Raw genomic sequence first — 22508 nt, forward strand, 5'->3', positions numbered from 1 at the left:
TTGAATCGCTCGCACAGTGGCGGCACGACATGGTCACCAGCTACGCCCTGGTGGAGCTGTCGAAGAAGCTCTCCGACGGCGTTGGCATTGAGTACACGCGGTTCGGGTCCGAGTCCGTGGTGACCGGCCACGACTGCACGGGCAGGGACCGCACGTACCAGGACTGAGCACAGCGCATTCAGGTGGGGCTCGGCGTTTTCGCTGGGCCCTTTCGCATTCCAGGAGGGTTTATGTATCGCATTGTGATCGCCGAACATCTGCCGGACATGACGGGGGCGTTCTCGGTGAACGAGTTCGACGACAAGGACGCCGCCGCAATCCGCGACGGCTAGATGGTCGTCGCATCGATCATGCTGGAGAAGTGCCACGGCACCGGAGACTGGGCCACCAAGGCCGAGAAGATCAACTTCACGGTCCCGCCGGACGTTGTGGGCAAGTACCCGCACTTCGAGGAGATCGCCGACGACCAGACCCGGTTCTGGGCCGCGGACATGTGGGGCGCCACGCTCGAAGTGCCGGCTGGGGCGAAGGCCCGGTTCGGCCGGCTCATGACCCCGTGCACGGTGGTCGAGCAAGACGAGGTGTGATCCACGCCCGATGGTCCGAGCCCCCGCCTGATGTGCGGGGGTTCCGTCGTGATTGGAGTGAAGAGAATGCAGACGGACAACACCTGCACCTGCGCAGGGCGCCCGGTCGTACACCGAACCCCGATGCCGGACCGACAGATGTTGAGCACCACGGCGCAGTGCACCGGGGTGGGGGCATGAGCACGCTGCATGAGGCGCTGACTGCGGCGCACGCCGAGGTGAAGGCGGAAATTACCCGTACGGACACCGAGGTAGCCGCGCTGCTCGCCTTCAATGGGGCGGTGCTGCTCGGTGTCGCCACGGCCGCGACGGATGTGTACGTGCCGCCCGCGGCCCGCCTGATCGGCACGCTGGGGGTGGCCGCGCTGCTGGCGGCCGTCGGCGTGCTGCTGAGCACGGTCCGCCCCAGCCTGACCAGCCAGACGGCAGGCTTCCCGCGGTGGGCGAAGCTCACCGGTGAACAGATCTGCGACGAGCTGCGCACCGACCGCCGGGCGCAGCACATCCGGGTTCTCTCCCGCATCGCGGTCGCCAAGTACGGCCGTCTGCGCCGCGCCGTTGACCTGACGCTCGCGGGCGGCCTGCTGCTGGTCGTGGCCGCCGTCCTCACCGCGGGGGGCGTCTCATGACGCGCCGGCCGCGCGCACGGCTACGGCACCGCCTCTACCACCGTCTGCGACCCGTGTGCCTACCGCGCCTGGCAGCTCTCCGAAGCGGCGGCATGCACGTCCTGGACGGTCGGCTGGACTGGCCGCACCGACATGATTGGGAGTACGCGATGAACCAGAAGGCAAAACTGACCAGCGGGTCACCGACCCAGTCCAGGCTGCCGTTACCTACGACAACCTCGCACACCTGCGCCGCCTGCTGCCCGATCCTCAATTGCGCGAGGCGCTGAGCTGGATGGCACTCGGCTACACCCAGGCCGAGACCGCGCACCGTGTCGGGCTCACGGCCAAAGCGCTGGAGCGCCGGCTGGCCCGCCCCGCACCAAGGCCTCCGCCAGTGGCCTGCACTAGGCGCAGCTGGGGGAGGGGGATCACGATGAGCATTCACAAGGACCAGACCATGCACAACACGGCCACGGACCCCACCGACGATTTCGAAGCGCTGCTGGCAGCATCCAGCCTCGGCGCTCCCCACGTGCGCACCCATGGCGAACTCATTCCCGAAGAAGCGCATCGCCGCCTGCGAGAAGCCGCCGGTCAGCACTCGTTGCCCACCGACAGCGACATCTCCGATGTCGAGGACACCGAGCCGGCATATGCCGACTCGCAGGAATGTAGTTAGTGTTCCGGGTGCCTCGCACCCGCTGCGCTACACGGACCGGTGTAAGCACATGTCAGAGACCCTGCTGTCAGGACATCGGCGTGAGAGACTACCGGTAACGGACGCCGAGCCGCGAGTCGGCACCTGGAACACACCGGCCTCACGCAGGCCTTCAGTGACCGCTGCGGCGTCACCCCCCCCCGACCGGCGCGCCGCCGCCTGATGCACCAACGACCGCCACTGACCATCCCTCCGCGCGGGGCCCGGCCGGGAACCCTGGCTCAGAGACCAGGGAGCACGTAACTCGCCGATATCTGTCAGTCGTTCTACATCGGGCGATCCGCACGGTTTCGGATGATGCCCTCGGCGACGGGTTCGACCTCGTCGAAGTGCATGCCGATGAAGTATTCGCCGTCGCGTTGGAAGCCGTGCCTGTCTTCCTCGGGGATGGCGTGACTGTGGGCGAAGCGCATGCACTCCGTGTAGAGCGAGTTGAGGACCCGGGTCTCTGCGCGGTGAATCTGTGAGAGATCCAGCCATGGCAACACCCACAGCCCAGTTGTGACGTAGCGATGGACCCTGGCGATCCTGTGGTGCCTCGTGACCCGGTTCACCCAGATGTCGGAGGTGGCCTTTCCCGCCTTTACGTACCAGCTGTGCCCACCATGGAAGCCCACGATGTAGGAGCGGTTCGTCGGCGCGTGGGCATCGGTGTACCGGCGCACACTGAAAGACATGAGCTGGGACGAGACCCGCTGTAACTCGCGGTCCGCGTAATCGATCTCTCCAGGGACAGGTAGCGCCGCTCGCCGCGCAGGAAGGAACCTGCCGGATCATGAGGAATCCTCCCGGTGACCTGTGAGCAGCCAGGCTGTGCTCACGGCGAAGGGCCTGGTGTAACCCACCAGGGCGACACGTAGGCGCGCTTTTTGCCTAGCCTTTTGGCGTAACGATTCACTGGCCGATAGCCCACCGCGCTGGGGCTGTCGGCCGTTATCAATTCCGAGGAGAAAACGATGTCCGACTCCCAAAAACTCGTCTGCGGACGCCAGATCCACAGCTTCCAAGGTCGGCTTTTCACCTGCGAGGGGGCTATCGAGGTCCGAGTCCCGGTCTACTTCGACGTGCTCTACAAGGAGTACGCGCCGCACAAGCTGGCCCTGGCCGGCATCGGCACCCACAAGGACAGGCTGGAGGTCGTCGCGAACTGCGGCGGCGCCCCGGCCCGCGTCATGTATCCGCCGACCTTCCGAACCGTCGAGGCGATGGCCGAGAAGCCGGAAACCTGCCTGCGGCGTCCGCGGATCGACGTCATCACTTACGTCGACTCCGACGGCAATCCCGATACCGTCACCTTCATCGACGGCATCCGGACCGACGCACTGCTGCGGCACAACATCCATCACCACACCATCGATGGCGGCCGGTCCGGTGAAGACCACGCCTGGGCCTGCTCGATGTACGAGCACTCCACCGACCCGTGCCTCCCCGAGCGGGTCCGAGCCGCGTTCGCCGAGGCCCTCCGGTGCAGCAGCCACCACTGCACGGACCACTGCGATTCCTGCACGAACTGCGGCGACGCGTACTGCCCTTTGATCGCCTCTGCCGACAACGACGAGAAAGAGGAGGTCTCCACGTGAACGGCAACCTGATCAGCCTCGCCGAGCTCCGCGCCGCCCAGAACAAGAGCCTGGAACGCCTCGGTCTCGCCCCGGTTTCGGACAGCGAGTTCAACGCCATGCGTTACAAGACAGGCGAAGCCTTCATGACCGAGTACCGCTATGACCGTCGCGGCACGACCGTGTCGATCGTGGGCACCGTCACCGAGTGGGTCCGCGCCGGGAAATCTGTCGAGGCGACCAAGCACGAGGTCCGGGTCGGCGGCGCACAGCCGGTCATCTACCGCGTCATCGAAATGCCTCGGGACACCTACGACGGCGCGGACTGCCGCGTCACGCTGGACGGCAAGTTCATTACCCACGCCGCGACGCTCGCACGGGCGCTCTACTTCATTCAGCGGCACTTCGTGTACGGCACGGTCGACTACCACGAAATCATGGACCGGGCGATGTTCCTGGAGCACACGGGAGACGGCCTCGACATTCTGGCGAACGAAGGCCCCGACTTCGACCTCGACCAGTACTCCGCCGACGGCTCGTTCATGTTCACGTACATCAACGACTACAACCCGTGCAGCGGCGAGTACAGCTACCTCGTCAACGACAACGAGGCCATGGCAACCGCGAACCGGGCCTTCGCCGACGGCACCCAGGAAGACCCGGCCGACTGGCGGATCAAGTCGATCGACTACCACCCCGGCGAGCCGGCCGTCGCCCACTGCTTCAACGACGCCCGCGTGCCCGTTGACAAGAACCCCACCTGAACTCCGGACTGCTTCCGTCCGCCCCTTCGGGGGGGCGTAGCGGTGGCTGCCCGGCCAGCACGAAGCGACGAGAGGGCATCCGCGACCAGCAAGACCCAGGCACCCGCGCTCGACGGCGTGAACTGGCGCAAGTGCGCCCTCGAGCTGCCCGGCCGCTACAAGTACAACGTCGGAGTGCTCAAGCCCGAGGAAACCATCAGCGGGTTCGGCTACATGGTCGACTGCAATCAGACCGAGACAAAGTGGGCCGCGTATCGCTGCACCGCCGACAACTCCCAGTGGTGGGCCGTGCACGGAGACGGCAACCCGCGGGACCTCGTCGCCCGCCTGGAAGTCGCTGACGGCAAAGACTATGCCGCCGTACAGCAGATCGACGACCGCACCGCAGCTTTCGAGCAGCTCGGCGCGACCGACTGAAACAACGTTCCCGTCGCGGCCGGCGACCCCCACGTCTCCTGCCTGCTCGCCGGCAAGATCGGCGACTTCAAGAACTACCACCAGTCCGAGCACACGCGCCTGCGTTCAATTGTCGAGGGCTGGCTCACCCGCTACTCCGCAGCCCACGCCTACCGACCGGAGAACTGACCACGGCCCGACAGCTCTGGACCACCGCCCACCTCCGCACCGGTGACCTTGTCGAGAACGACGTGATCTCCGCACCGGACGCGTGGAGGTCACGTCACCTAGGTCTGGCTGGAGGAAGGCGAGTTCGAGTTCTACAAGAACCACCCCGACGCCAAGGAGGGGTACAGCAAGTGCTTCCACGGACCCGATCTTCACGCCCTGCTCGAGATGCTCCCGAACTTCGTCGTCGCCGCCCGTGTCAGCCCGAAGCCGGAGGCTAAGGCCAAGCAGCGCATGGGTGTGATCTTCGACGACTACGCGAAGACCGGCACCGCCGTGAACGAGATCAACGACTGGGCCTGCGTCCAGGCAATCGGTGCCGAGCTGATCTACCCAAACCGCACCGCGCACCTGATCGGATTCTCCTCCAAGTGCTCGCTCGACGGCCGCCGCCTCTACATCCCGCTCACCACTCCCGACACCGCCACCGAGGATAAACATGAATATCCCCGTCTTCCAAAGCCGCTACGGCGGCTCGGTCCAATGGCGCGACGGCAAGCAGCACCTCGCGGACCCTGCCGTCAACCACGGCTACCACCACATCGTTGCCTGGCACATCCTGCTGGGCTCAAACGCCTACTACATCATCGACCGCTGCACCGAGGCGAAGGCCGTCGGTGCTCCGAAGGACGTCTTCTCCTTCGACACCATCGACCGCTTCCAACCAACCGAACGCAAGAGCTGGAAGCACTGGGGCACGTTCGGCGGCACCGACCAGGTCCGCAACATCGTCGAGAACATCGTCGCGGAGCTGGACCACCACACCAAGGCCCTCGCCACGTACCGCGCCGCCATGAAGGGAGCCAGCCGATGAGCCCGATCGAGCTGCGCACACTGATCCATTCCGCGCTGAACAAGAAGGCCGGCACACGGTACGGCGACATCCTCATTGCCGAACCCATCCCGCCCGAGCCCGGCGAGCCGGTGCGCCTGCGGGTGCAGGCGCCGGACCCGATGGGCGCGATCCGTACCCACCTGATCGAGATCAGCGAGGAGCGCTGAGGTGACGTCGCCTGCTTCCGGTGCCCCGGCCCGGTGCGGCCGGGGGACTCAGGCGCCTATGGCGCGGAGTCTGTCCGGCTGCTGGCTGCAGCCGGTGGCACCGTCGTGGACGTAACCGTCCGGACCCGGACTGCAAGACGCGGCGGTTGAAGGGCAAGTCCGACCCGATCGACGCCTACGCCACCGCGACGGCCGTGCTGTCCGCCCGGGCCGCCGGCAGGCCGAAGCGCCGGGACGGCGTGGTCGGGGCGGTGCGGGTGCCGCGGACCGCCCGCCGCCACCAGGCCCTGGGCGCTGAGACAGCTGAGTTGGACGCCCCGACCGGCCCGCCGGCCCAAGAACATCATGCGCTGCCTCAAGTGATTCGTGGCCCGGAGGTCTGCCCTGCCCTGGCCAGCACACCGGTCACAGAAATCGCTCAAAACCATCTCGCTCCAGCTGCTGACAGCTCTAGGAGCATCCCGAGAACGGAAAACCCGATGAGCATCAAGCTGTACGACGGGATGCGGCTGACCGCGTACGCGCCCGACCTCTTCGAACTCACCCGCATGATCTCCAAGCGTATGCGCGAGGTCTTCCGCGAGCTGGCTGTACGCATCATCGCCAGGAACGTCGCCCGCGTCGTCGACGACGCCGAGGTACGCGAACGCGACATGGGCGGTCCTTTGCACAACTGCCTCGTCTACCGAGCCCGGAAGCTCTGGCTCGATGAGCAGGCCGGGCTCGATGACCGCGTGACGTTCCACGACCCGCTGCACTTCAGCATTGTCTTCGGCCAAGTCGCTGACGAGTGCGGCACGCGCCGGCTGGCTTACCCCTTCTCCGGGAACCGCGCGTACACCCACGCGCTCATGGCTCTCGAAGCCAACGGCCGGCCCCTCTTCGTCGACTACCACTACCAGAACCAGGGTGACCGACCGAAGGAGATCCGGAAGGACGAGTGGAAGCGCCGACGCGACGACTGGAACCGTCTGCTCGGCGCCGGCGACCGCGAGACCGACGGCACCTTGGGGCATCTCCCCGGCTGGCAGCTTCCAGACAGCATTGAGGGCGTCTTCGACGCGGTGCTGCGCGGATACAAGGACACCATCGATCTGAACGTGCATTGCACCGTCGAAGATCGCATGCGCCGGACGCTCAACCGGGCGGTGACCCTCTACCTGGGTCTCGACGAGGTCAACGGCATCGGCAGAGTGCTGACCCGCAACAGGCGTATCGAGCGCGCGACCGAGCTCTACCTGAGCACCGCCCATGGGGCAGTGATACCGCGGCCCGCGCTATTGCCGGATACCCGAGACCTCGGCATTGCGATCAGCAAACTGCCGCCGGTCTACCAACCTCCAGCTGGAGCCGTTGCCCGGATCAGCGAGCTCTATCGCGAGCAGGCGCTGGCTGGTGACTGATCTGGATCGACGCAGTCGATCCGGAAGTAGGTCTGCAGGGGCATCCCCCTCGCCCGGATGACGGCTGCGGGGCCACGACCGGATGCAGCCGGCCGCGGCCCCTTCCGATTCACCCCACCACCCACTACGCGAGAAATGAGGCTCCGCGGTGAACATCCAGAGTACGGCCCCGCCTGACGCTGAGATCCAGCGTCGGCGGTACTTGGCCGCCATGGCAGTGGCCGAGTCGATCATCAAGACCAGCCCGGTCCTGCCTCCCACCGTCTCGGTGACCTGCCTCGATCCAGCGCGCCCGCGCGTGTCTGTGCACCACGAGTCGGCGGCCGGCGTCGAAGCGCTGGCGCATGTGCTCGGCGAATCGGCCACCACCGCACCGTTCCGGCACGGCGACCCGCGCCCGTTCGTGTCGATAAACGCCGTCATCGACGAGGTGCCGGTCCGGGCATGGGCACTGCTCGACGCTCCGGCGGATACGGGTGGCATGGGCGGTGCGGCATGAAGGACATGAACGCTAACTCCGAGGTGCGGGCCGGACGCTTTGCAGGACCGGGCCAGATGCCTCCCGCGGCACTGGCCGAATCGCTGCGCGCCCAGCCCCTGACGGCGGCCGAGCACGTGATGATCTCGGAGGAGAGCCACGACCTGGCGACGCCGGATGCACGGCTGCGCTACCTCTGCCGGGTGCTGCTGGCCGACGGCGGGCGCACTCGCGCCCGGATCGCCGAGCTGGAGTCGGCGTGCGCCCGCTACCGCACCGCCTGGCAGCTCGCCCGCACACGAGCACTGTCCACCGGCGGAGCGGCCGACCGCTACGCCGCTCGCGCCCGGGGGTTGCAGGAAGCGTTACAAGGCCTGCTCATCGACGCGATCAGCGCCAAGAGCGAGCGTGACAGCGCCCGCCGGCGCGTCATCGAACTGTCGCTGCGTTTGCAGCGGGTGCGGGAGACCCTTGCCGCCGCCTCGCCCCTCCGAGCAGGCAGTCTGCCCCCGCAGCGTGAGGCGAAGATCCGGGCATCCGTACCGAACGACTGGTTCGGCCCCCCGTGGACGGCCGAGTACGTCGAAGGCGACGGCAAGAATCGTGCGCACTACCAGGTGAAGGCGCGGAACGGCGGCGTTGTCGCGACGCTGCCCGACTGGTTGCAGGATCTGGCGCTGTTCGTCGCAGACGCCCCCGAGGCGATTTCCGAACTGCTGGCCGAGCTTGACCGAGTGCGCACGGTGGCGTGCACGGGGGTTGGTGCCCCCATTCCTGCCCGCCCTGCCCTCCTGCCCGAGCCGTACGCCTGCGCCCGCTGTGACATGGCCCGCCGCCCACACGATCGGCGGTACACGGAGGTCGGTGGCCACACGTGGGTGCGGCCGACTGACGAGCAGATCAAAGCCCGTATGAAGGCCAGGCAGGACGCCCGCCAAAGGGGTGCCGACCGTGGCTGAGGAGACGCCCGCTGATGGGCCGTTCCGTATCACCACTGTTCGCGACGAGGTGCGCCGACAACTGCTGGATGACGATGCTAACCCTTCGGCGCTGGTGCTTGACGCCGGCGAGGCGGAGACGCGTACCGAGTCGCACTCGATACAGGCCGTCGCCGACGTGCTGCGCCGCCTGGCCGACGGGGCCGGGAAGGACCCTCGCACGTCGGGCGAGTTCACTCAGCCTGTTTGCCCGGTGTGCCAGCGCCCGGGTTGCTGCTGCTCGTCCTTCGGCAAGAGCCCGCAACACGACTGCCCGCACAGTAAGGACGAGTCCACCCGCACCACGTCGCCGACGGCCGCACCCATCGACGCCCGAGAGCGGCTGGCACTGATGGTCCGCACCACCAAGGGCAGCATGCCCCGTCACCATCAAGATCGCACCGCCGATGCCGCGTTCTCCCTGGCCAGCGTCCGCTGCGCCGCGTCGGAGGACCCGGGAATGTTCATGGCCGCCTACACGGCTGCCCGCGACCTGGTAAGGACCGGCGGTGACGTCGACCGCATGTGGTGTGATGCCCTGCGGAGCCAGCCCGCGGCGACGATCGCAGGTGTCATCGAGGGCCTGGCCTCCACCCGCGATGTCCCGCCGCAGCTCGGGGGTGGCTGGTGAACGCTCTCAACGAAACGACGCGCCGTCTGCTGCTGGCCCAGGCGGTCGCCGAACAGCCGGGCGAGTGGACCACGCGCCGTGTGATGCGCCTTTACCGCGCCGCCGGATGGCCCGCCCCGATGATCCGTACCGTGCGCCGTGACCTGGCGCGACTCCACCGTGACGGCCTCCTCGCCCTTCATGAGACGCCCGGCCGCCGCTACTACACCCGCAAGGAAGGTGTCCGATGACGACCGGTCCCCTGACCGTTGCCGACCTCGCCAGCCGTGCTCTCGCCCAGGTCGAGGCGGACGGCGAAGCCTGGGGCGACGCGATGTTCAAAGAGTCGCGCGCCCGGTTCCTCGTCGATGCCGACGACCGGGCCGGCCGTGTCCTCGGTGATGAGGCCGCCGCCCGGCTTCAGTGGCAGTACACCGGCGCGGAGCGCCTGCCTGCGAACACCGAGCAGGCCACGGCGAGCCTGGGCGAGGACCGCGGCGAGTACCTGCGCTACCGCTACACCACCGGCGACGAGATGGCGTCCTTCGCCCTGGTGCAGCCGTGCGGTACGTGCGGGCGCGACCAGGTCGACGAAGTCCGCGACCTGGTCCACCTCGGCTACCTGCTCGAAACGGCCGCGGACCTCGCGAACGCCGCTCAGGGCGGTGACGGGCGATGAGCGAGTACCCCGAGATCGCCGAGCGGTTCGCCCGCGACACGGCACGACACGCGATGACCGTCCTGCACGCCGATGGCCTGTACCGGCATCTGCGGTTCACCGCCCCCGAGCAAGGCCGTTTCCCCTTCGAGCTGATCACGTGGCCGTACAACCTCGTCGCGCAGGGGCGGATCACCGCGATCCGCAAGGTCTGGGCCGGCAACCGCTGGCAGGTGAAGTGGCGCCTCGACGGACGCCCCCGAGTACGGACCTTCGCCGCCGTCACCGACGCGCGGGAGTGCCAGCGCTATGTGATGGCACAGGCCGCCGAAGGAGACCGCCGTGGCTGACGACCGCCTCACACAGATCAAGGAACGCCTTGAGGCCGGGCTGCTCCTCGCCGATATCCGCTGGCTGATCGAGCAGTTGGAGGAATACGTCGGCAAGGAGCCGACGGTGGCCGAGGAGATGGCCCACCTGAGCAGCTGCCTCGGCGCCGTGCGCGACCTGTGCGACCAGGCCCGCCAGGACGCCCGGCGCTGGGAGCAGCCGCTGCCCGAGCCGGAATGGGTCGCAGCAGTCGAGCAGGCTGCCAACGGCAACCGCCCCGACGACCCGGACGACCGGCGCCGCCGTATCTACATCGATGGCAAGGGGCGTGCCTGGCTCAGTCACTCTCTGGATCACGTGGAAGGCGAACTGGTCGCCCGCGCCCGCCTCGACACCGATCCCTTCGCTGACGGAGAGGCCGTGCAGAAAGTGCGGGAGCGCACCGGCGGCCTCCGCGAGATCGGGAGGGCCTGGTGACGACCGTCCTGCCGGCCGGGGCTACGGCTCCAGCCGGCACCACCTGCCGAGAGGAGGCTGCCTGATGGCCCGCTCCTCCGGCAACTTGTCGGCCGCGGCCGCGTCTGGGTGCGTACCACAACATGAGAGGACAAGGCGTGACCGCCCCAGTGCACCACGGCCTCCAGGCGGGGCCTGGTCGGGGAAGTGGCCGGTAGAACAACGAGAAACGCGAGCCTGATCGGCGAAGCCGATTCGGGACTCGGAATGACAAAGCATTCGATCAGCGCAGCTGATCCGGATGGTGGCATGACAGCGAGACGTACCTGCTCGACGAAGAGATCACCCAGCGAACGGGAGCCGACGCATGAACACCGAGAGCACCACGGCCGCCGCCGACTTTGCCCAGGCGCTCGCCGAGCTCGCCGACGAATACCCGACTGACCCGGAGGGCGCTACGCCCATGATCGTCACGGTCACCGACCCGGCGACCGGCGAGCAGCACCCGCTCCCGATCCAGCCCGGCCAGCTCGACTGGGTGACCGACCTGGTACGGAATGAGCTGGACACGCACCGCGCCGCCCACTCCGACGGCACCGGCTACTGCGGGCACTGCCGGAGCACCGGCCTCGCAGGTGGACCCGGCAGCGCCGCCCTGCTCGCCGAGCTGCCCGCCGACGACGGGAGCCGCCCGTAACATCCGTCACTCCGCCGCCGTGCCCGGACTGCTCGACCGTGACCGGGCGGATCGAGGCTGAGCGGATCGAGGCGGGGTCTGGCACTGCACGGCCCCCAACTACCCCCGCCCGCACCTACGGCACCGGCGACCGGGACGACGCGGGCCCTGCTGCTCCGCTGACCGCCCCTGTGCGCCGGAACCCAGCCTGAGCGCCGCCGGCGCCTGACGGCCGAGCAGTGCATCGAGCAGGCCCTGGCGCTGCTTGAGGGTCAGGACACCAACCTGGCCGCCCGGTTGCGCGCCGTGCCCCAGGGGGGCCAGCCGTGACCACGAAGCGCCACCAGCCTGCCGCCCCCCCCGCCTTATCGCTCGTGTTTCAGGCCCACGGAGCATGCGAAAGCGGGCGCATCAGCTGATCGCGCCCGCCGGGCGTCCACCATCCACCTCACGAGAAGAGCGAGACCACCATGGCTGAGTCCACAATCACCGTGAAGCACGACGTCACCGTCGACTTCGGCTGCATCGAGCTGACTGGAGCGCTCGTGCACGACGACAAGAACCGTGTGCTGAAACTCGAAAAGGCCAAAGGCTCCGCCGAGCCCATCTCGATCAGCCTGCAGGGCTATGGTCTCACGCCCGAGCTCGGGAACGTCTTCATCAAGGACTGGTCCGAGCACTCGGGCTTGACGGCTCGCCTGGAGTGGGCAGGTCTCGTGACGCCCGTGAACGTACTCACCGTTGGGCCTTACCGCTCGACGGCCTACGAAGTGCGGGTGACGCTGTAAAGACTCCCGCCCCTGAGTTCCGCGTGGGCGCTCTCATGGTCTTCGCAATGGTCCTGGTGTTCTGGCTCACCATCGCAAGACTCCACCGGGCCAAGATCGCGGATCTCGAACACTCGTACCGGCTTGCTTGCAAGACCGGCGACACCGTCAGAGCGGGTCAGGCAGAAACCGGGCTGCAGGACATCCGAACATCACGTCGGGGAAGTGGCCGGTAAAGCAACGAGAACCACGAGTCTGATCGGCGAAGCCGATTCGGAACCCGGAATGGCGAAGCGTTCGATCAGCGCAGCTGATCCGGATGAAGCATTGAAAGAGAACATCATCTGATCGGTGAAGCCGATCCGGATGGTGGCATGCCAGACAACTGAATATCCCAGCTCAACCCATCCAACCGCGCGCACCGACGGCGTCGACGCGCGCTGGGCTGTATTCAAGGAGAATCCACCATGTCGAACCCGAACAGCACCGCATCCGTCATCGGCCGCGCGGCGAACGACCCGAAGGTCTTCGAGAACAAGGACGGCTCCAAGAAGGTCATGCTCACCGTCTTCGTGGAGCGCGGCTACACCGATTCCCAGGGCAACCGCATCTCCGACGCCCTGCCGTTCGAGGCCTTCGTCCGCGCCCAGACCACGGGCATCGGCCCCTTCGCGCATGTGCACCGGGGTGATCTGGTGGCCCTCGGCTACGAGCCGCGCATGAAGCATTACATCAAGAAGGGGGTGGCGGTCTTCGAGACCAAGCTGGAGATCCAGAACATCTCCTTCCTGGAGTCGCGTGCGACCACCCAGGCCCGTCTGGCCGAGCGCGTCACCAAGGCCGAGGCCCAGAACCAGAACCTGCAGGCACAGGCTCCCACTCCGGTCGCGGCTGCCGCTCCGGCCGTCGCGCACGCCAGCGCCGTGCAGGACGAGCACCTGCCCTTTCAGGCCGCCTGACGGTCTATAGAACTTCACCCATCCCGGCGGGTCTGGTCGAGCTCACCTGCCCCCAGCCCGCCGAGGGATCCTCCGACCCCGGCATCATCCACCCAACTCGCCCGAACAGGAGGCCGCGTTGAGCTCCACCACCTCGACCGTCCCCGCCCACCGCCCTCGTCGGCGACCCTTAGACACCGAGATCGCCGCCCTGGACCTGGGCAGCGTCGGAGGCGTCCGCGAGGCCATCGACCTCTTCGCCCGCAAGATGCTGGATGCCGCCGCGATCAGGCACGACCGTGACCAGCGCACCCACGCCGTGACTGTCCAGGCCCTTAACGCACTGCTGTTGGACATGCTCAACACCCGCTGTACCGTCTGCTCGGGCAAGGGGACATCCGACGGCGTCACATGCCCCAACACCGCCGCCCACCGCTCGTAAATCCGCCCCTCCGGGGGCACACGGCTGATCCGCGCGATCGACGACAGGCCCGCCGCAGACTTCTGCACGGAGCGGTTCGAATCCGCAGTGCGCCGACTGATCCTCGGCGTGCGTCAGTGGGCACACCGTGCAGACCGACCGCGGAACAGGTTCGATTCCTGAACGCTGCAGATGATCCCTGTGGTGTGTCCCTGGAGATCTCCGCGGCTCCGGTTTCCCGAGCACCCCGGTGCGCTCTGCCTTCGGGCAGCGGCTGCGCCGGGGTGCTGTGTTTTTCTCTATCGTGGCTTGCCCTACTTGCCCCGTGAAGGCAGTGTGCACAAGGGGGATCAGCAGAGCTGATCCGGATCTGGCGTTGAACAGCATCCTCGTCACGCCAGGGGCCGAGCCATGAACTGCCCGAACTGCGTCAGCGACATGGAGTCGAACGCCTACGGCGTCCGCGAGAACAGGAAACTCAAGAAGGTCACGCACACGTGCCCCGAGTGCGGTTACAGCGAGACACGCTGAGTGGCTGCTCCTCCCCTCCGACTGCGAATTGGGTGCCGATCACTCAGGCACCTGTAGGCCCTTCACCCACCAGCCCAGCCCACCCGAGAACCAAGACAATCACGCCGCTCTTCTCGCGATGAACAGGAGCGACGGCAGTGCTGAATCTGAGCCACAACCCCCTACCTCTTTTTCGAGGAGAGCCCTGTGATTGCTGCACGCTTCAACCCGCAGGACATCGAGTGCCTTGTGAAGACGGCTGTGGAGCTGTGGGAGGAAATCGACCCCAGCGATCTCTCCGAGCACCAGCAGGACGCCCTCGACCGCGCACGCGATGCCATGATCGCCGAGCATGCTGACCGGCAGCCTCCCTCCCCCGAAGTGGTGACATTCATCAGCCCGCGCCCGGTGGGCCAGGCCTGGGTGCTGCAACGCTGGGACCGGAACACGAACGAGCTGACGCTCTATGCCTATGAGGACTCCGCGCTGGTCGCTCTCGCCACGTACGTGCGCGGGGTCTGGGACAACCTCGTTGGCGAGGAAGGCGTCCCCGACCAGCCGCCTACCGACGACCGCGAGGCCGTGCGGCTCTACTACGGCGAGCGCGACAACCAAATCAGGCCGGATGAGGGATACGAACTCTACGCGGAGGACATCACCAAGCGTGGCCGGACCCGCATCGTGCCGCTCGACTACCGCTTTCCCGATGAGGGTGCGAGCGAGCAGGCAAATCGGGATGCCATCTTTCATCCGCAGACCGACGACAACGACCTCCCCTGCCTCGAGATCGACGGCGTCCTGGTTTTTGCGTACCTCGACTACGAGGCCGGTGCCGTCCGCGTCTCCGTACACGGAGACTCCGCGGAAGACCGCCTGGTTCGTCCCGACGGCACAGTGCCGCTGCGCGTGGAGGTCGAAGACACCGTGGTGCTGGATGACAGTACCGAGGGCACTCCCAAGCCGGATCTGCTGAACAAGCTGCTCGATGCCGCCGATGACCGCCAGGAGCAGGCAATCCGCGAGGCGGCGTTCGTGGCTGGCGTTCTCTGGCGGTGCCCGAACTGCGAATGGGACAACCCCGGCGGGGCCGCCTGCTGTGAAGGCCCTGGCGCCTGCCGCGTCCCGAAGCCGAAGAAGACTGTCGACGCCCGCTCCCAGCAGCCAGTTGCCTGACCCCCGTCCGTCCCGACAATCATCGCCCGGCCCCGCTGGCCGGCCGACACAGCACCGCGTGCCCGCACTGGCCCACCTCGAAGAGACAGGAAACAGCATCGTGCACGAGAAGCCCGACCTGGACACCCCGCTCGCCGACCCGCGCAGCGCCTTCGCTATCGAGATCGCCGCCCTCGCCAAAAGGCACAAAAACGCTGTCCGCGTCCAGACCGTCACGACGACCGGCCACACCGTCCTGTTCACCGGCATGTGGGGCGACCGCGTCGGCACCATCGCCATCACCGCCCCGGACGGCCAGAGTGTCCGCCGCGCCGACGGCTGGAAGATCGGCAAGACCGCGAAGGTTGCCGCGGTTCTGTGGGACGATATGGAGCAGGACAGGGCCAGGGCGGCCGAGCGTGAGCGGCTCGCAGGCCTCAAGTCCGTGAAGATCACCTCCGCGGACGCCTCCGGTCAGACGCACAACAGGGAAACCAGCCGGTATCACCTCACGCCCGAGCAACTCGCCCAGGTCCTCGCGCTGACCGAGCGCCTGGCCGCCGCGAACGCGGCTGGGTGAAAGCGGAAAACGTGCCGCGCAGCTCCCGGGCCGCGACCGGTCACCGCTTGCGGGGCTTGCCGGCCGCCGCCGTACGGTGCGCTCACCCACCAGGGGCTGCGCCGGACACGGTGAACTCACGGCTGCTGTCGACCCCATCTGTGACCCCCGCATCGCCAATGCCCGCCTGGCTCATCTACTGACCACCCACCCGGCCAGGCCTGGCCATGAGCCGACAACGGACCGGGCCTCGCACCCGCGCACCACCAACCTGACCCACGCTGTGGAAGACGTGGCCATGTACTCGGAGCAACTGCGGCGCCGCCCCCGAAACCCGCCCCCCACCCCCGCCGCGGTCGCTGACGGAAGCACCGCGCAAGCTCAGAACCTTCGCGCACACGAGAGCGCCCCCCCAACCTCACGCCAATGAAACCGGGGCCGCTCTCGCCTGCCAGCACAACTCAACAGAGAGCACTGGAGGTCTCCAGCATGACCCAACCCGCTCCCTGCCCGCGAGCGGACTTTGCGCCGACGTTGAAACCGGCCGCACTCCGCCTGCTGCGCGAGATCGCCCAACGCGACGCCGGCGACGGCGTGGCGTTCGTGTCCGCACCGTGTGGCCGCTGGCGCCTGGACGGCACCACGTACGTGGTGGCCGATCGCACCTTCCACCCGCTCGATGCCGCTGGCTATGTGGACGTGGGCAACGGCCGGACCGATCCCGTGCGCCTCACCCGCGCCGGACACGCCTACCTGGCCGCCGTATGAGCGCGCCCCTAGCCATGCGCCTTCCGCAGGTTCCCCCGCTCGCCTGCTCCGGCACCTGTGGCCGTGTCCCGCGGCGGCCGAGGAGGGTATCCGGCCGGCGGGCCGAGCTGTATCTCGGCACCCACATGACCAACTGGCTGTGGGACGCGAGGCTTCGCGCCCTGTTCGGCGGCGTCACGTTCTTCGTCTCACGAGTCCGTCTCGCCCAGCGCAAGAGCCCGGTCCCGCAAGCCCTTCACCCGTACTGCATCGACAGCGGAGGGTTCACCGAACTGCAGCGCCGCGGCCGCTGGACCCTGACCGCTGAGCAGTACGTCGCGGAGATCCGCCGCTACTTGGACGGGTTGGGACCGGACCTGTGCCGGTGGGTCGCGCCGCAGGACTGGATGTGCGAGGACATCGTCATCCGCGGCGGCGCTGGAGCCCGGGGCGCCGTCTTCCACGGCACCCGCCAGGCCCGGGGCCTGCAACCCGATGAGGCCGAGGAGGACCTGACGATGGCCGTGCGCATCCACCAGCGGCTCACCGTCAAGAACTACCTCGAACTCACCGCCATGGCCCCCGAGGTTCCTTTCATCGCGGTCCTGCAGGGCAACACCCTCGCCGACTACCAGGCCTGTGACGAGATGTATGCCGCCGCCGGTATCGACCTCAGCCAGCTGCCCGTCGTCGGCCTCGGCTCCGTCTGCCGCCGCCAGGCCACCAGCGAAATCCGCGAGATCGTCGAGCACTTCGCCGGCAAGGGCTACCGGCTGCACGGCTTCGGTGTGAAGACCCTCGGCCTGGCCCAGTACGCCGGCGATCTCACCTCCGCCGACTCGATGGCCTGGTCCGAGGACGCCCGCCGCTCCGCCCCGCTGCCCGGACACGAGACCCGGCACATCAACTGCGCCAACTGCCCCGACTGGGCGATCCGCTGGCACCAGCGCATCGTCGCCCAGCACCTGACCCCCGCCGATGTGAAGGAGGCCGCCTGATGGCCGCCCCCCCTGACCGTGGATCTCCCGCAGGTTCCCCTGCTCGCCGCGGCCCTGGCCGCCGCCGACCGCGGGTGGCACGTCTTCCCCCTGCGGCCCGGCGACAAGCGCCCCGTCCTGCACGGCGAATCCTGGTGCTCCCGCGCCGGTGCCGACTCGCAGCTCAGCGGCCGCGGGGCTCTCATCTCGGTGTCCTGATGTCGCAGTCTTCGGCCTGCGGCCGTGTGGCGCAGCGCGTGCAAGATGCCCGGGACACGGACGGCTAACACCGCAGGACACTTTCGTGCGAGCCGGCACCACAGGCCACCGGCCGCACCACGACGCGGTGCCCCGCCGCCCCGGCGGTGGCGCCACCCCCTGATCGGAGGAACATGTTCAACAAGCTCTTTGGCCGTTCCGGGGCCTCGGCTCCCGCAGCCCAGCCTGCGACCCGCACCAGCGTGCCGGACCTGTCCAAGCGGGCCGCAGTCAGCCTGACCAAACATGGCCTGAGCGGCCGGAAGGCAGCCGTATACCTGGTGCTGGACCGCTCGGGCTCCATGCGGCGCTTCTACAGGGACGGCACGATGCAGTACCTCGGTGAGCGTGCTCTGGGCCTGTCCCAGGCCCTCGACGACGATGGGACCGTGCCCGTCGTGTTCTTCTCCAGCACCGTCGACGGCACCACGGAACTGGACCTGGGCAACTACGCGGGCCGCATCGACGACACCCACGCACAGCTCGGGCACATGGGAACGACCAACTACGAGGCGGCAATCCGGGCGGTCATCGAACACTACCAGGGGTCCGACACCACCGAGCCCGGCTTCGTGCTCTTCCAGACCGATGGCGGACCGGACGACCGCAGGGCCGCCGTGCAGGCCCTGATCGACGCCAAGAAGCTGCCCTTGTTCTGGTCGTTCGTCGGTTTCGGCAACCAGGTCGACTTCCTGCGTGCGATCGACGACCTTCCGGGCGGGATCGATAACACCGGGTTCTTTCACGCGCCCGACCCTCACGGTCTGACCGATGATGCGCTCTACGACGGCATCACCGCGCAGTTCGGCCCCTACCTCGCGGCCGCCGAAGCACAGGGCATCCTGCGCTGACCCTGCTTCCCTGTGGCTCCGGGCCTCCGGGGCGACACCATCCCAGCACCCGCGGGCGTACACAGCGCCCGCGGGTACCGGCGCCCTGCTTCTCCCACCGTTTCGCCTTCGATAAGGCCTCGATTCCAGGCGTGCCCCCCGGGCCCCCGGGGGGGGAGGGCCCGACCTGGTCGTCGAATTCGACGACGAACTACCGACCACCACCGTGCGCAGCTTCGTCGACCTGGCCGTCGACACGGCCCGCGCGAGACTCCCCGCCAGCGAACACTGCTACGTCAATAACGCCACCACACTCGTCGCCGACATCATCCCCTGACCGGACCCCGGCCCGCGCGCATGCGCGTCGGTTGCCGTACTTGCCCGGCTCCGGGCCACCGCGCACCCCGCCGCCTTTCCCCTTCACACCCCCGGAGCCGACCATCATGAACACCACCCTCGCCGCTGTCGAACAGGTCCCCGGCGCAGCCGAAGCGATCGACCTCACCGGAGTCACCGTGTACACGGCAGGCATCGTGCACCTCGCCGAGGCGAAGGGGCTGCGCCCCACCTGGGACCAGCCCCGCGGCCGCACCCGCCGCATCATCCTCAACGCGGTCGGCCCGCACGGCGCGTTCGGCTCCATCATCATCGGCCGTACCAGCGGCAAGATCCTGCGCGCCGAAGTCATCGACGGCAACGACGCGAAGGAGCCCCGCCGCGCCACGGGCACCAACGCCGTGCGGGCCCTGCTCATGGAAGTGACCCCGTCCGCCTGCAGCCAGGGTTGCGACGCGGAGTCCTCGACGGCTTGCCGCCCCTGACTCACCAGCGAACCTGCCCGTCCCCTACCCCGGCCCGCCCCGGACCCTGCACCGCCGTGTCAATGTCGGCGAGCTCCTGCGCGCCGACGAGCGACGCGCCCTCGGCCAGGTCGTCACCGAGTGGTCCGAGTCCTGCGTGTTCGGCGGCAACTTCCTCGGCCCTGAAGAGGAACCCTGCCGCCCGGACTGTCCCGGCTACTGCTCCGTGACCGGATGAAGCTACGTGGCGGGATCGGACGACGGCGGCCCCAGGCAACCGGCCAGCCCGGCCACAGCTAGGGCCCACCATGACAGGTCCCTCCTACGCCTCACCTCACCCCGGCGCCCCGGACCGCCCCAGAAGAGGGAGACCAGACCCATGACCCGGCTCACCTACCCCCGCTCCGCCAAGGCCATCGCCACTCGCGCACGCATGACCCTGGCCGCCTACCGCGCGGTCCCGGGCCACGAGGCCACCCACCATCTCGCAGCCTCTCTCCACGACATGTGGCAGTACGGCTACTTCGCCCTCCACAACGACAACACCTCCACCTCGCCGTGGACCCAGACCGGCCAGCAGCTCTTCGACGCCCTACAACTGCTCAAGCCAGCCGCCGACCAGCCCGCCCAGGCAGCTCGCGCCGCCGCCGACGCGATCCACCGCTTCGAACAGGCCACCGGCATCGCCCCCGGCGCCGCACCGGAGCCCCTCTACACCCGCACCGAAGCCGAACAGGCCGCCCACGCCGCCTTCGAACGCCTCCGCCTGTACATCAAACTCGACCACGACCACGATCGCCGGTTCGTCACCGAAGCCTTCCTCGACAGCCCCGACAGCCCCGACAGCCCCGACAGCCCCTACCCCTACAAGAGCCACGACCCCGACGACGAAGAGGACGAAGAGGACGAACAGCCGGGGCCGGAGCTGAGCCCCAAGGAGACCGGCGAACGCGAAAACTCGCTGCTCTACTGGATCGGCCCCCGCACCGACACGGCTCCCCGCACCCAAGAAGACAATCAGTGACGCCCTCCTCTCGCCTCCTACCTCCAGCCCAGAGAGCAGCGCAGCATGAACAACTTCACCGCCCGAACTATCCCCGCCTTCACCGACCCCAACTCCGGCTTCCGCCTGGTCGACGTCACCACCGGCGAAGAGATCACGCCCGGCCAGACGATCCCCGAGCCCTACGGCCATGGCCACATCACCTACCTCGGCCCGACCGTCCACACAAGCGACACAGACGCGACGCCCCGGCCGGGCCGCGTCGCCGTCGTCCGCTACACCAATCCCGCGACCGACTGGGCGTTCCTGCCCGCCGAACTGAACGCCCGCTACGAGGACACCGACGCCCCCACCCCGCAGCGGCCCGCCGCACCCCGGTCGAACCAGCAGGGCTGACCCCACCCTCAGGCCCCGGCCACCGCCCCGCACAGCAGCCGGGGCCTCTCCATGACTGCACCCTCCCCGTGACGACTCCGGCCACTCCGGCGCCGAACAGACCCCGCGCGATCGCCGGGGGATATGAGCCTCTTTCAGGAGCCGTACGTGCCCACGATCCTCGACGAATGGCGAGCCCGCGCCCGCACCGCTCAGGAGACCGACCGGCAGGTCCACCGCTTGTACCACCTGGCCTACCGGATAGCGCCCATCGGCCGCATCCTGACCAACCCCAACGCGACCGCCGACGACGTCGCCTACGCCATCATCCGCATCCCCCGCGCTCTCGCGGCCGCCTCCCGGCTCCTCACCCGCCCGGGTGTTGCCGAACACCTGGAAACCCCCTACGCACTCAGTTTCCTCACCACCGCCGAACGCGCTCTGACCGCCCCCAGCACTCAGCTGCTCAAGACCGCCAACACGGCCCGAGCGGCGGCTGCCGCCGCCTCCGCGAACAACGACGACCTGCGGTGCGTCCTGTTCGGCGACATCGAGGACCGATGCCGTTATCTCGTCGACGCAACCCACAGCGGCTGGACCCGCCACGAACACGTGGCCAGCGAGGCCGTCCTGGGCCTTGCCGCACGGTGGGGCCTTTCCCCCGGCGCCCGCATTCCCCGACCGACTGGCGACGACCAGCCCCCCGTGCCCGCGCATGTCGCCCAGGAAGTCGCCCACCGTACCGATATACGAGCCCGCTGCGCCGCAGGCATCCGCTGCACCCGCACCACCTGTCTGGCCTACGGCGCCGTATGGGCCCACGATGCCACCGGCCAGGAAACCTTCCTCTGCCTTGGCTGCATCCCCGTCGCAAACGCCGAACGCGCCGCACGCGGGTTTGGCCCCACCCTTCAGGCCGTCCCCGGCGGCGTCCCCGCAGACGCCCACTACAGCGTCACTCTCTACAACGGTTCCGGGCCCGGCCGCCGGACGGTGACCTGCATGACTCCGCAGCAAGCACAGTTCACCGCCGAGACCGTCCGCCCCTTCAACAACACCGGCTACACCATCCACGTGGAAGGACGCTCTGCCTGAGGGCGTCGAGGAGGAGCCGCTGCCGCATAAGCGTCATTCTGGCTCCTGGCTGTGTAACGACACCACCCTCCGGCTGGCCATCAACGCCATCGGCATCCGCATGATCCGGGACACGGCCCGGCAGGCCGTACACAACGCCCCCCCATCGGCCCGATCTTCTTCCGGGATGGGCCATCGACGCGTCCGGGGCCTGCCCCGGCCGGAAACAGAAGCGTCTGGGTGGGACGGCGAACCCGACGAACTTGCCTACGCCCCTTCCACGTCGCCTGTCCCGGCCAAGAGCTGATCAAGGAGAACAGACCACTATGAGTTTCCTCAGCCGCATCGGCTTCATCGAGACCGAAGAACAGGAGCAGGCCCGGCTGGCCCAGGCCCCCGCAGGCTCACTGAACCACTACCTGTCAACTCTGCCCGTGACCATTGACGAGTGGCCCAAGGACCTGCTCGTCGAACTGCCCTGGCAGCAGCCGCGCACCGACCAGGCCTACCGCGTCGTCGTGGTGCCGATCGAGTTCCGGAAGGACACTCTGCCTGAGGGCGTCGAGGAGGAACCGATGCCGCGCAAGCGCCACTCCGGCTCCTGGACGTGTGCCGTGGTGTGCTCCGACCACCCGAGCTACCCG

Annotated in this window: 32 protein-coding genes and 2 pseudogenes; 32 read left to right on the forward strand and 2 right to left on the reverse strand. The window is 68.1% G+C overall.

Translation table 11 applies throughout. The annotated features are described in order from the left end of the window. Positions 1-29 precede the first annotated feature (29 nt). The 4 genes from ACFV57_RS01275 to ACFV57_RS01290 all read left to right on the forward strand — a co-directional run bounded on the left by ACFV57_RS01275 (position 30) and on the right by ACFV57_RS01290 (position 1877). Positions 30-167, forward strand: coding sequence for a hypothetical protein (locus ACFV57_RS01275; RefSeq protein WP_385224384.1), 138 nt, complete (start codon positions 30-32; stop codon positions 165-167). 165 nt (positions 168-332) lie between these two features. After that, complete coding sequence (locus ACFV57_RS01280; protein WP_385224386.1) at positions 333-587, forward strand: hypothetical protein; 255 nt, start codon at positions 333-335, stop codon at positions 585-587. 176 nt (positions 588-763) lie between these two features. Continuing rightward, positions 764-1216 carry a Pycsar system effector family protein gene (locus tag ACFV57_RS01285; RefSeq protein ID WP_385224388.1) on the forward strand — a complete coding sequence of 151 codons (453 nt, stop codon included), beginning with the start codon at positions 764-766 and terminating at the stop codon, positions 1214-1216. Positions 1217-1631: 415 nt separating this feature from the next. Further along, positions 1632-1877: a hypothetical protein gene (locus ACFV57_RS01290; RefSeq protein WP_385224390.1), complete on the forward strand. Its 246-nt coding sequence runs from the start codon at positions 1632-1634 to the stop codon at positions 1875-1877. Between the two features lie 305 nt (positions 1878-2182). Here the strand turns inward: ACFV57_RS01290 and ACFV57_RS01295 are convergent, their stop codons facing one another. Beyond that, a complete protein-coding gene (locus tag ACFV57_RS01295; RefSeq protein ID WP_385224392.1) occupies positions 2183-2593 on the reverse strand; it encodes a hypothetical protein in 411 nt (136 codons plus the stop codon). Positions 2594-2872: 279 nt separating this feature from the next. Between ACFV57_RS01295 and ACFV57_RS01300 the strand changes: the two genes are divergently transcribed. The 15 genes from ACFV57_RS01300 to ACFV57_RS01370 all read left to right on the forward strand — a co-directional run bounded on the left by ACFV57_RS01300 (position 2873) and on the right by ACFV57_RS01370 (position 12241). Further along, positions 2873-3496 carry a hypothetical protein gene (locus tag ACFV57_RS01300; protein ID WP_385224394.1) on the forward strand — a complete coding sequence of 208 codons (624 nt, stop codon included), beginning with the start codon at positions 2873-2875 and terminating at the stop codon, positions 3494-3496. Then, positions 3493-4239: a hypothetical protein gene (locus tag ACFV57_RS01305; protein ID WP_385224396.1), complete on the forward strand. Its 747-nt coding sequence runs from the start codon at positions 3493-3495 to the stop codon at positions 4237-4239. The genes ACFV57_RS01300 and ACFV57_RS01305 overlap by 4 nt, the downstream gene beginning before the upstream one ends. 117 nt (positions 4240-4356) lie before the next feature. Then, positions 4357-4656: a hypothetical protein gene (locus ACFV57_RS01310; RefSeq protein ID WP_385224398.1), complete on the forward strand. Its 300-nt coding sequence runs from the start codon at positions 4357-4359 to the stop codon at positions 4654-4656. Positions 4657-5302: 646 nt separating this feature from the next. Beyond that, positions 5303-5677: a hypothetical protein gene (locus tag ACFV57_RS01315; protein WP_385224400.1), complete on the forward strand. Its 375-nt coding sequence runs from the start codon at positions 5303-5305 to the stop codon at positions 5675-5677. Continuing rightward, positions 5674-5865: a hypothetical protein gene (locus tag ACFV57_RS01320; RefSeq protein WP_385224402.1), complete on the forward strand. Its 192-nt coding sequence runs from the start codon at positions 5674-5676 to the stop codon at positions 5863-5865. Before ACFV57_RS01315 ends, ACFV57_RS01320 begins: the two co-directional genes overlap by 4 nt. Before the next feature lie 146 nt (positions 5866-6011). Continuing rightward, entirely contained in the window at positions 6012-7268 is a 1257-nt protein-coding gene (locus ACFV57_RS01325; RefSeq protein WP_385224404.1) for a hypothetical protein, read from the forward strand. A 211-nt stretch (positions 7269-7479) separates the two neighbouring features. Beyond that, complete coding sequence (locus ACFV57_RS01330) at positions 7480-7767, forward strand: hypothetical protein (protein ID WP_385224406.1); 288 nt, start codon at positions 7480-7482, stop codon at positions 7765-7767. Beyond that, positions 7764-8705, forward strand: a complete 942-nt coding sequence (locus ACFV57_RS01335) for a hypothetical protein (protein WP_385224408.1) — start codon at positions 7764-7766, stop codon at positions 8703-8705. Before ACFV57_RS01330 ends, ACFV57_RS01335 begins: the two co-directional genes overlap by 4 nt. After that, on the forward strand, positions 8698-9354 hold the full coding sequence (locus tag ACFV57_RS01340) for a hypothetical protein (RefSeq protein ID WP_385224410.1): 657 nt from the start codon (positions 8698-8700) through the stop codon (positions 9352-9354). Before ACFV57_RS01335 ends, ACFV57_RS01340 begins: the two co-directional genes overlap by 8 nt. Beyond that, positions 9351-9584, forward strand: a complete 234-nt coding sequence (locus ACFV57_RS01345; RefSeq protein WP_385224412.1) for a hypothetical protein — start codon at positions 9351-9353, stop codon at positions 9582-9584. Before ACFV57_RS01340 ends, ACFV57_RS01345 begins: the two co-directional genes overlap by 4 nt. Beyond that, positions 9581-10012: a DUF6195 family protein gene (locus ACFV57_RS01350; RefSeq protein ID WP_385224414.1), complete on the forward strand. Its 432-nt coding sequence runs from the start codon at positions 9581-9583 to the stop codon at positions 10010-10012. Before ACFV57_RS01345 ends, ACFV57_RS01350 begins: the two co-directional genes overlap by 4 nt. Then, complete coding sequence (locus tag ACFV57_RS01355) at positions 10009-10341, forward strand: hypothetical protein (RefSeq protein WP_385224416.1); 333 nt, start codon at positions 10009-10011, stop codon at positions 10339-10341. Before ACFV57_RS01350 ends, ACFV57_RS01355 begins: the two co-directional genes overlap by 4 nt. After that, entirely contained in the window at positions 10334-10798 is a 465-nt protein-coding gene (locus ACFV57_RS01360) for a hypothetical protein (protein WP_385224418.1), read from the forward strand. The genes ACFV57_RS01355 and ACFV57_RS01360 overlap by 8 nt, the downstream gene beginning before the upstream one ends. Positions 10799-11144: 346 nt before the next feature. Beyond that, positions 11145-11474, forward strand: coding sequence for a hypothetical protein (locus tag ACFV57_RS01365; protein WP_385224420.1), 330 nt, complete (start codon positions 11145-11147; stop codon positions 11472-11474). Between the two features lie 449 nt (positions 11475-11923). Continuing rightward, on the forward strand, positions 11924-12241 hold the full coding sequence (locus tag ACFV57_RS01370) for a hypothetical protein (protein WP_385224422.1): 318 nt from the start codon (positions 11924-11926) through the stop codon (positions 12239-12241). Positions 12242-12432: 191 nt separating this feature from the next. Here ACFV57_RS01370 and ACFV57_RS01375 read toward each other — a convergent pair whose 3' ends face one another. Next, positions 12433-12675: a hypothetical protein gene (locus ACFV57_RS01375; RefSeq protein WP_385224424.1), complete on the reverse strand. Its 243-nt coding sequence runs from the start codon at positions 12673-12675 to the stop codon at positions 12433-12435. A gap of 12 nt (positions 12676-12687) precedes the next feature. On the opposite strand from ACFV57_RS01375, the gene ACFV57_RS01380 reads away from it, so the two are divergent. From ACFV57_RS01380 to ACFV57_RS01440, 13 genes and pseudogenes are all read left to right on the forward strand, one after another. Continuing rightward, positions 12688-13179 (forward strand): single-stranded DNA-binding protein, encoded by a 492-nt coding sequence (locus ACFV57_RS01380; RefSeq protein WP_385224426.1) that lies wholly within the window; start codon positions 12688-12690, stop codon positions 13177-13179. Between the two features lie 118 nt (positions 13180-13297). Beyond that, entirely contained in the window at positions 13298-13600 is a 303-nt protein-coding gene (locus ACFV57_RS01385; RefSeq protein ID WP_385224428.1) for a hypothetical protein, read from the forward strand. Between the two features lie 696 nt (positions 13601-14296). Continuing rightward, a complete protein-coding gene (locus tag ACFV57_RS01390; RefSeq protein ID WP_385224430.1) occupies positions 14297-15262 on the forward strand; it encodes a hypothetical protein in 966 nt (321 codons plus the stop codon). A gap of 58 nt (positions 15263-15320) precedes the next feature. Further along, a complete protein-coding gene (locus tag ACFV57_RS01395; protein ID WP_385224432.1) occupies positions 15321-15821 on the forward strand; it encodes a hypothetical protein in 501 nt (166 codons plus the stop codon). Between the two features lie 468 nt (positions 15822-16289). After that, positions 16290-16568, forward strand: a complete 279-nt coding sequence (locus ACFV57_RS01400; protein ID WP_385224434.1) for a hypothetical protein — start codon at positions 16290-16292, stop codon at positions 16566-16568. A gap of 125 nt (positions 16569-16693) precedes the next feature. Beyond that, a complete protein-coding gene (locus tag ACFV57_RS01405) occupies positions 16694-17545 on the forward strand; it encodes a hypothetical protein (RefSeq protein WP_385224436.1) in 852 nt (283 codons plus the stop codon). 18 nt (positions 17546-17563) lie between these two features. Beyond that, positions 17564-17695 (forward strand): annotated as a pseudogene (locus tag ACFV57_RS01410) (bifunctional DNA primase/polymerase); the annotation flags it as partial. A 221-nt stretch (positions 17696-17916) separates the two neighbouring features. Then, positions 17917-18633 carry a VWA domain-containing protein gene (locus tag ACFV57_RS01415; protein ID WP_385224437.1) on the forward strand — a complete coding sequence of 239 codons (717 nt, stop codon included), beginning with the start codon at positions 17917-17919 and terminating at the stop codon, positions 18631-18633. A 422-nt stretch (positions 18634-19055) separates the two neighbouring features. After that, on the forward strand, positions 19056-19433 hold the full coding sequence (locus ACFV57_RS01420; protein WP_385224439.1) for a hypothetical protein: 378 nt from the start codon (positions 19056-19058) through the stop codon (positions 19431-19433). Between the two features lie 358 nt (positions 19434-19791). After that, on the forward strand, positions 19792-20436 hold the full coding sequence (locus ACFV57_RS01425) for a hypothetical protein (RefSeq protein ID WP_385224441.1): 645 nt from the start codon (positions 19792-19794) through the stop codon (positions 20434-20436). Between the two features lie 45 nt (positions 20437-20481). Next, a complete protein-coding gene (locus ACFV57_RS01430; RefSeq protein ID WP_385224443.1) occupies positions 20482-20811 on the forward strand; it encodes a hypothetical protein in 330 nt (109 codons plus the stop codon). Positions 20812-20958: 147 nt separating this feature from the next. Next, entirely contained in the window at positions 20959-21885 is a 927-nt protein-coding gene (locus tag ACFV57_RS01435) for a hypothetical protein (protein ID WP_385224445.1), read from the forward strand. Positions 21886-22190: 305 nt separating this feature from the next. Continuing rightward, positions 22191-22508, forward strand: a pseudogene (locus ACFV57_RS01440) (hypothetical protein); the annotation flags it as partial.

The sequence above is a fragment of the Streptomyces sp. NPDC059788 genome (genome assembly GCF_042732265.1).
Taxonomy (GTDB): domain Bacteria; phylum Actinomycetota; class Actinomycetes; order Streptomycetales; family Streptomycetaceae; genus Streptomyces.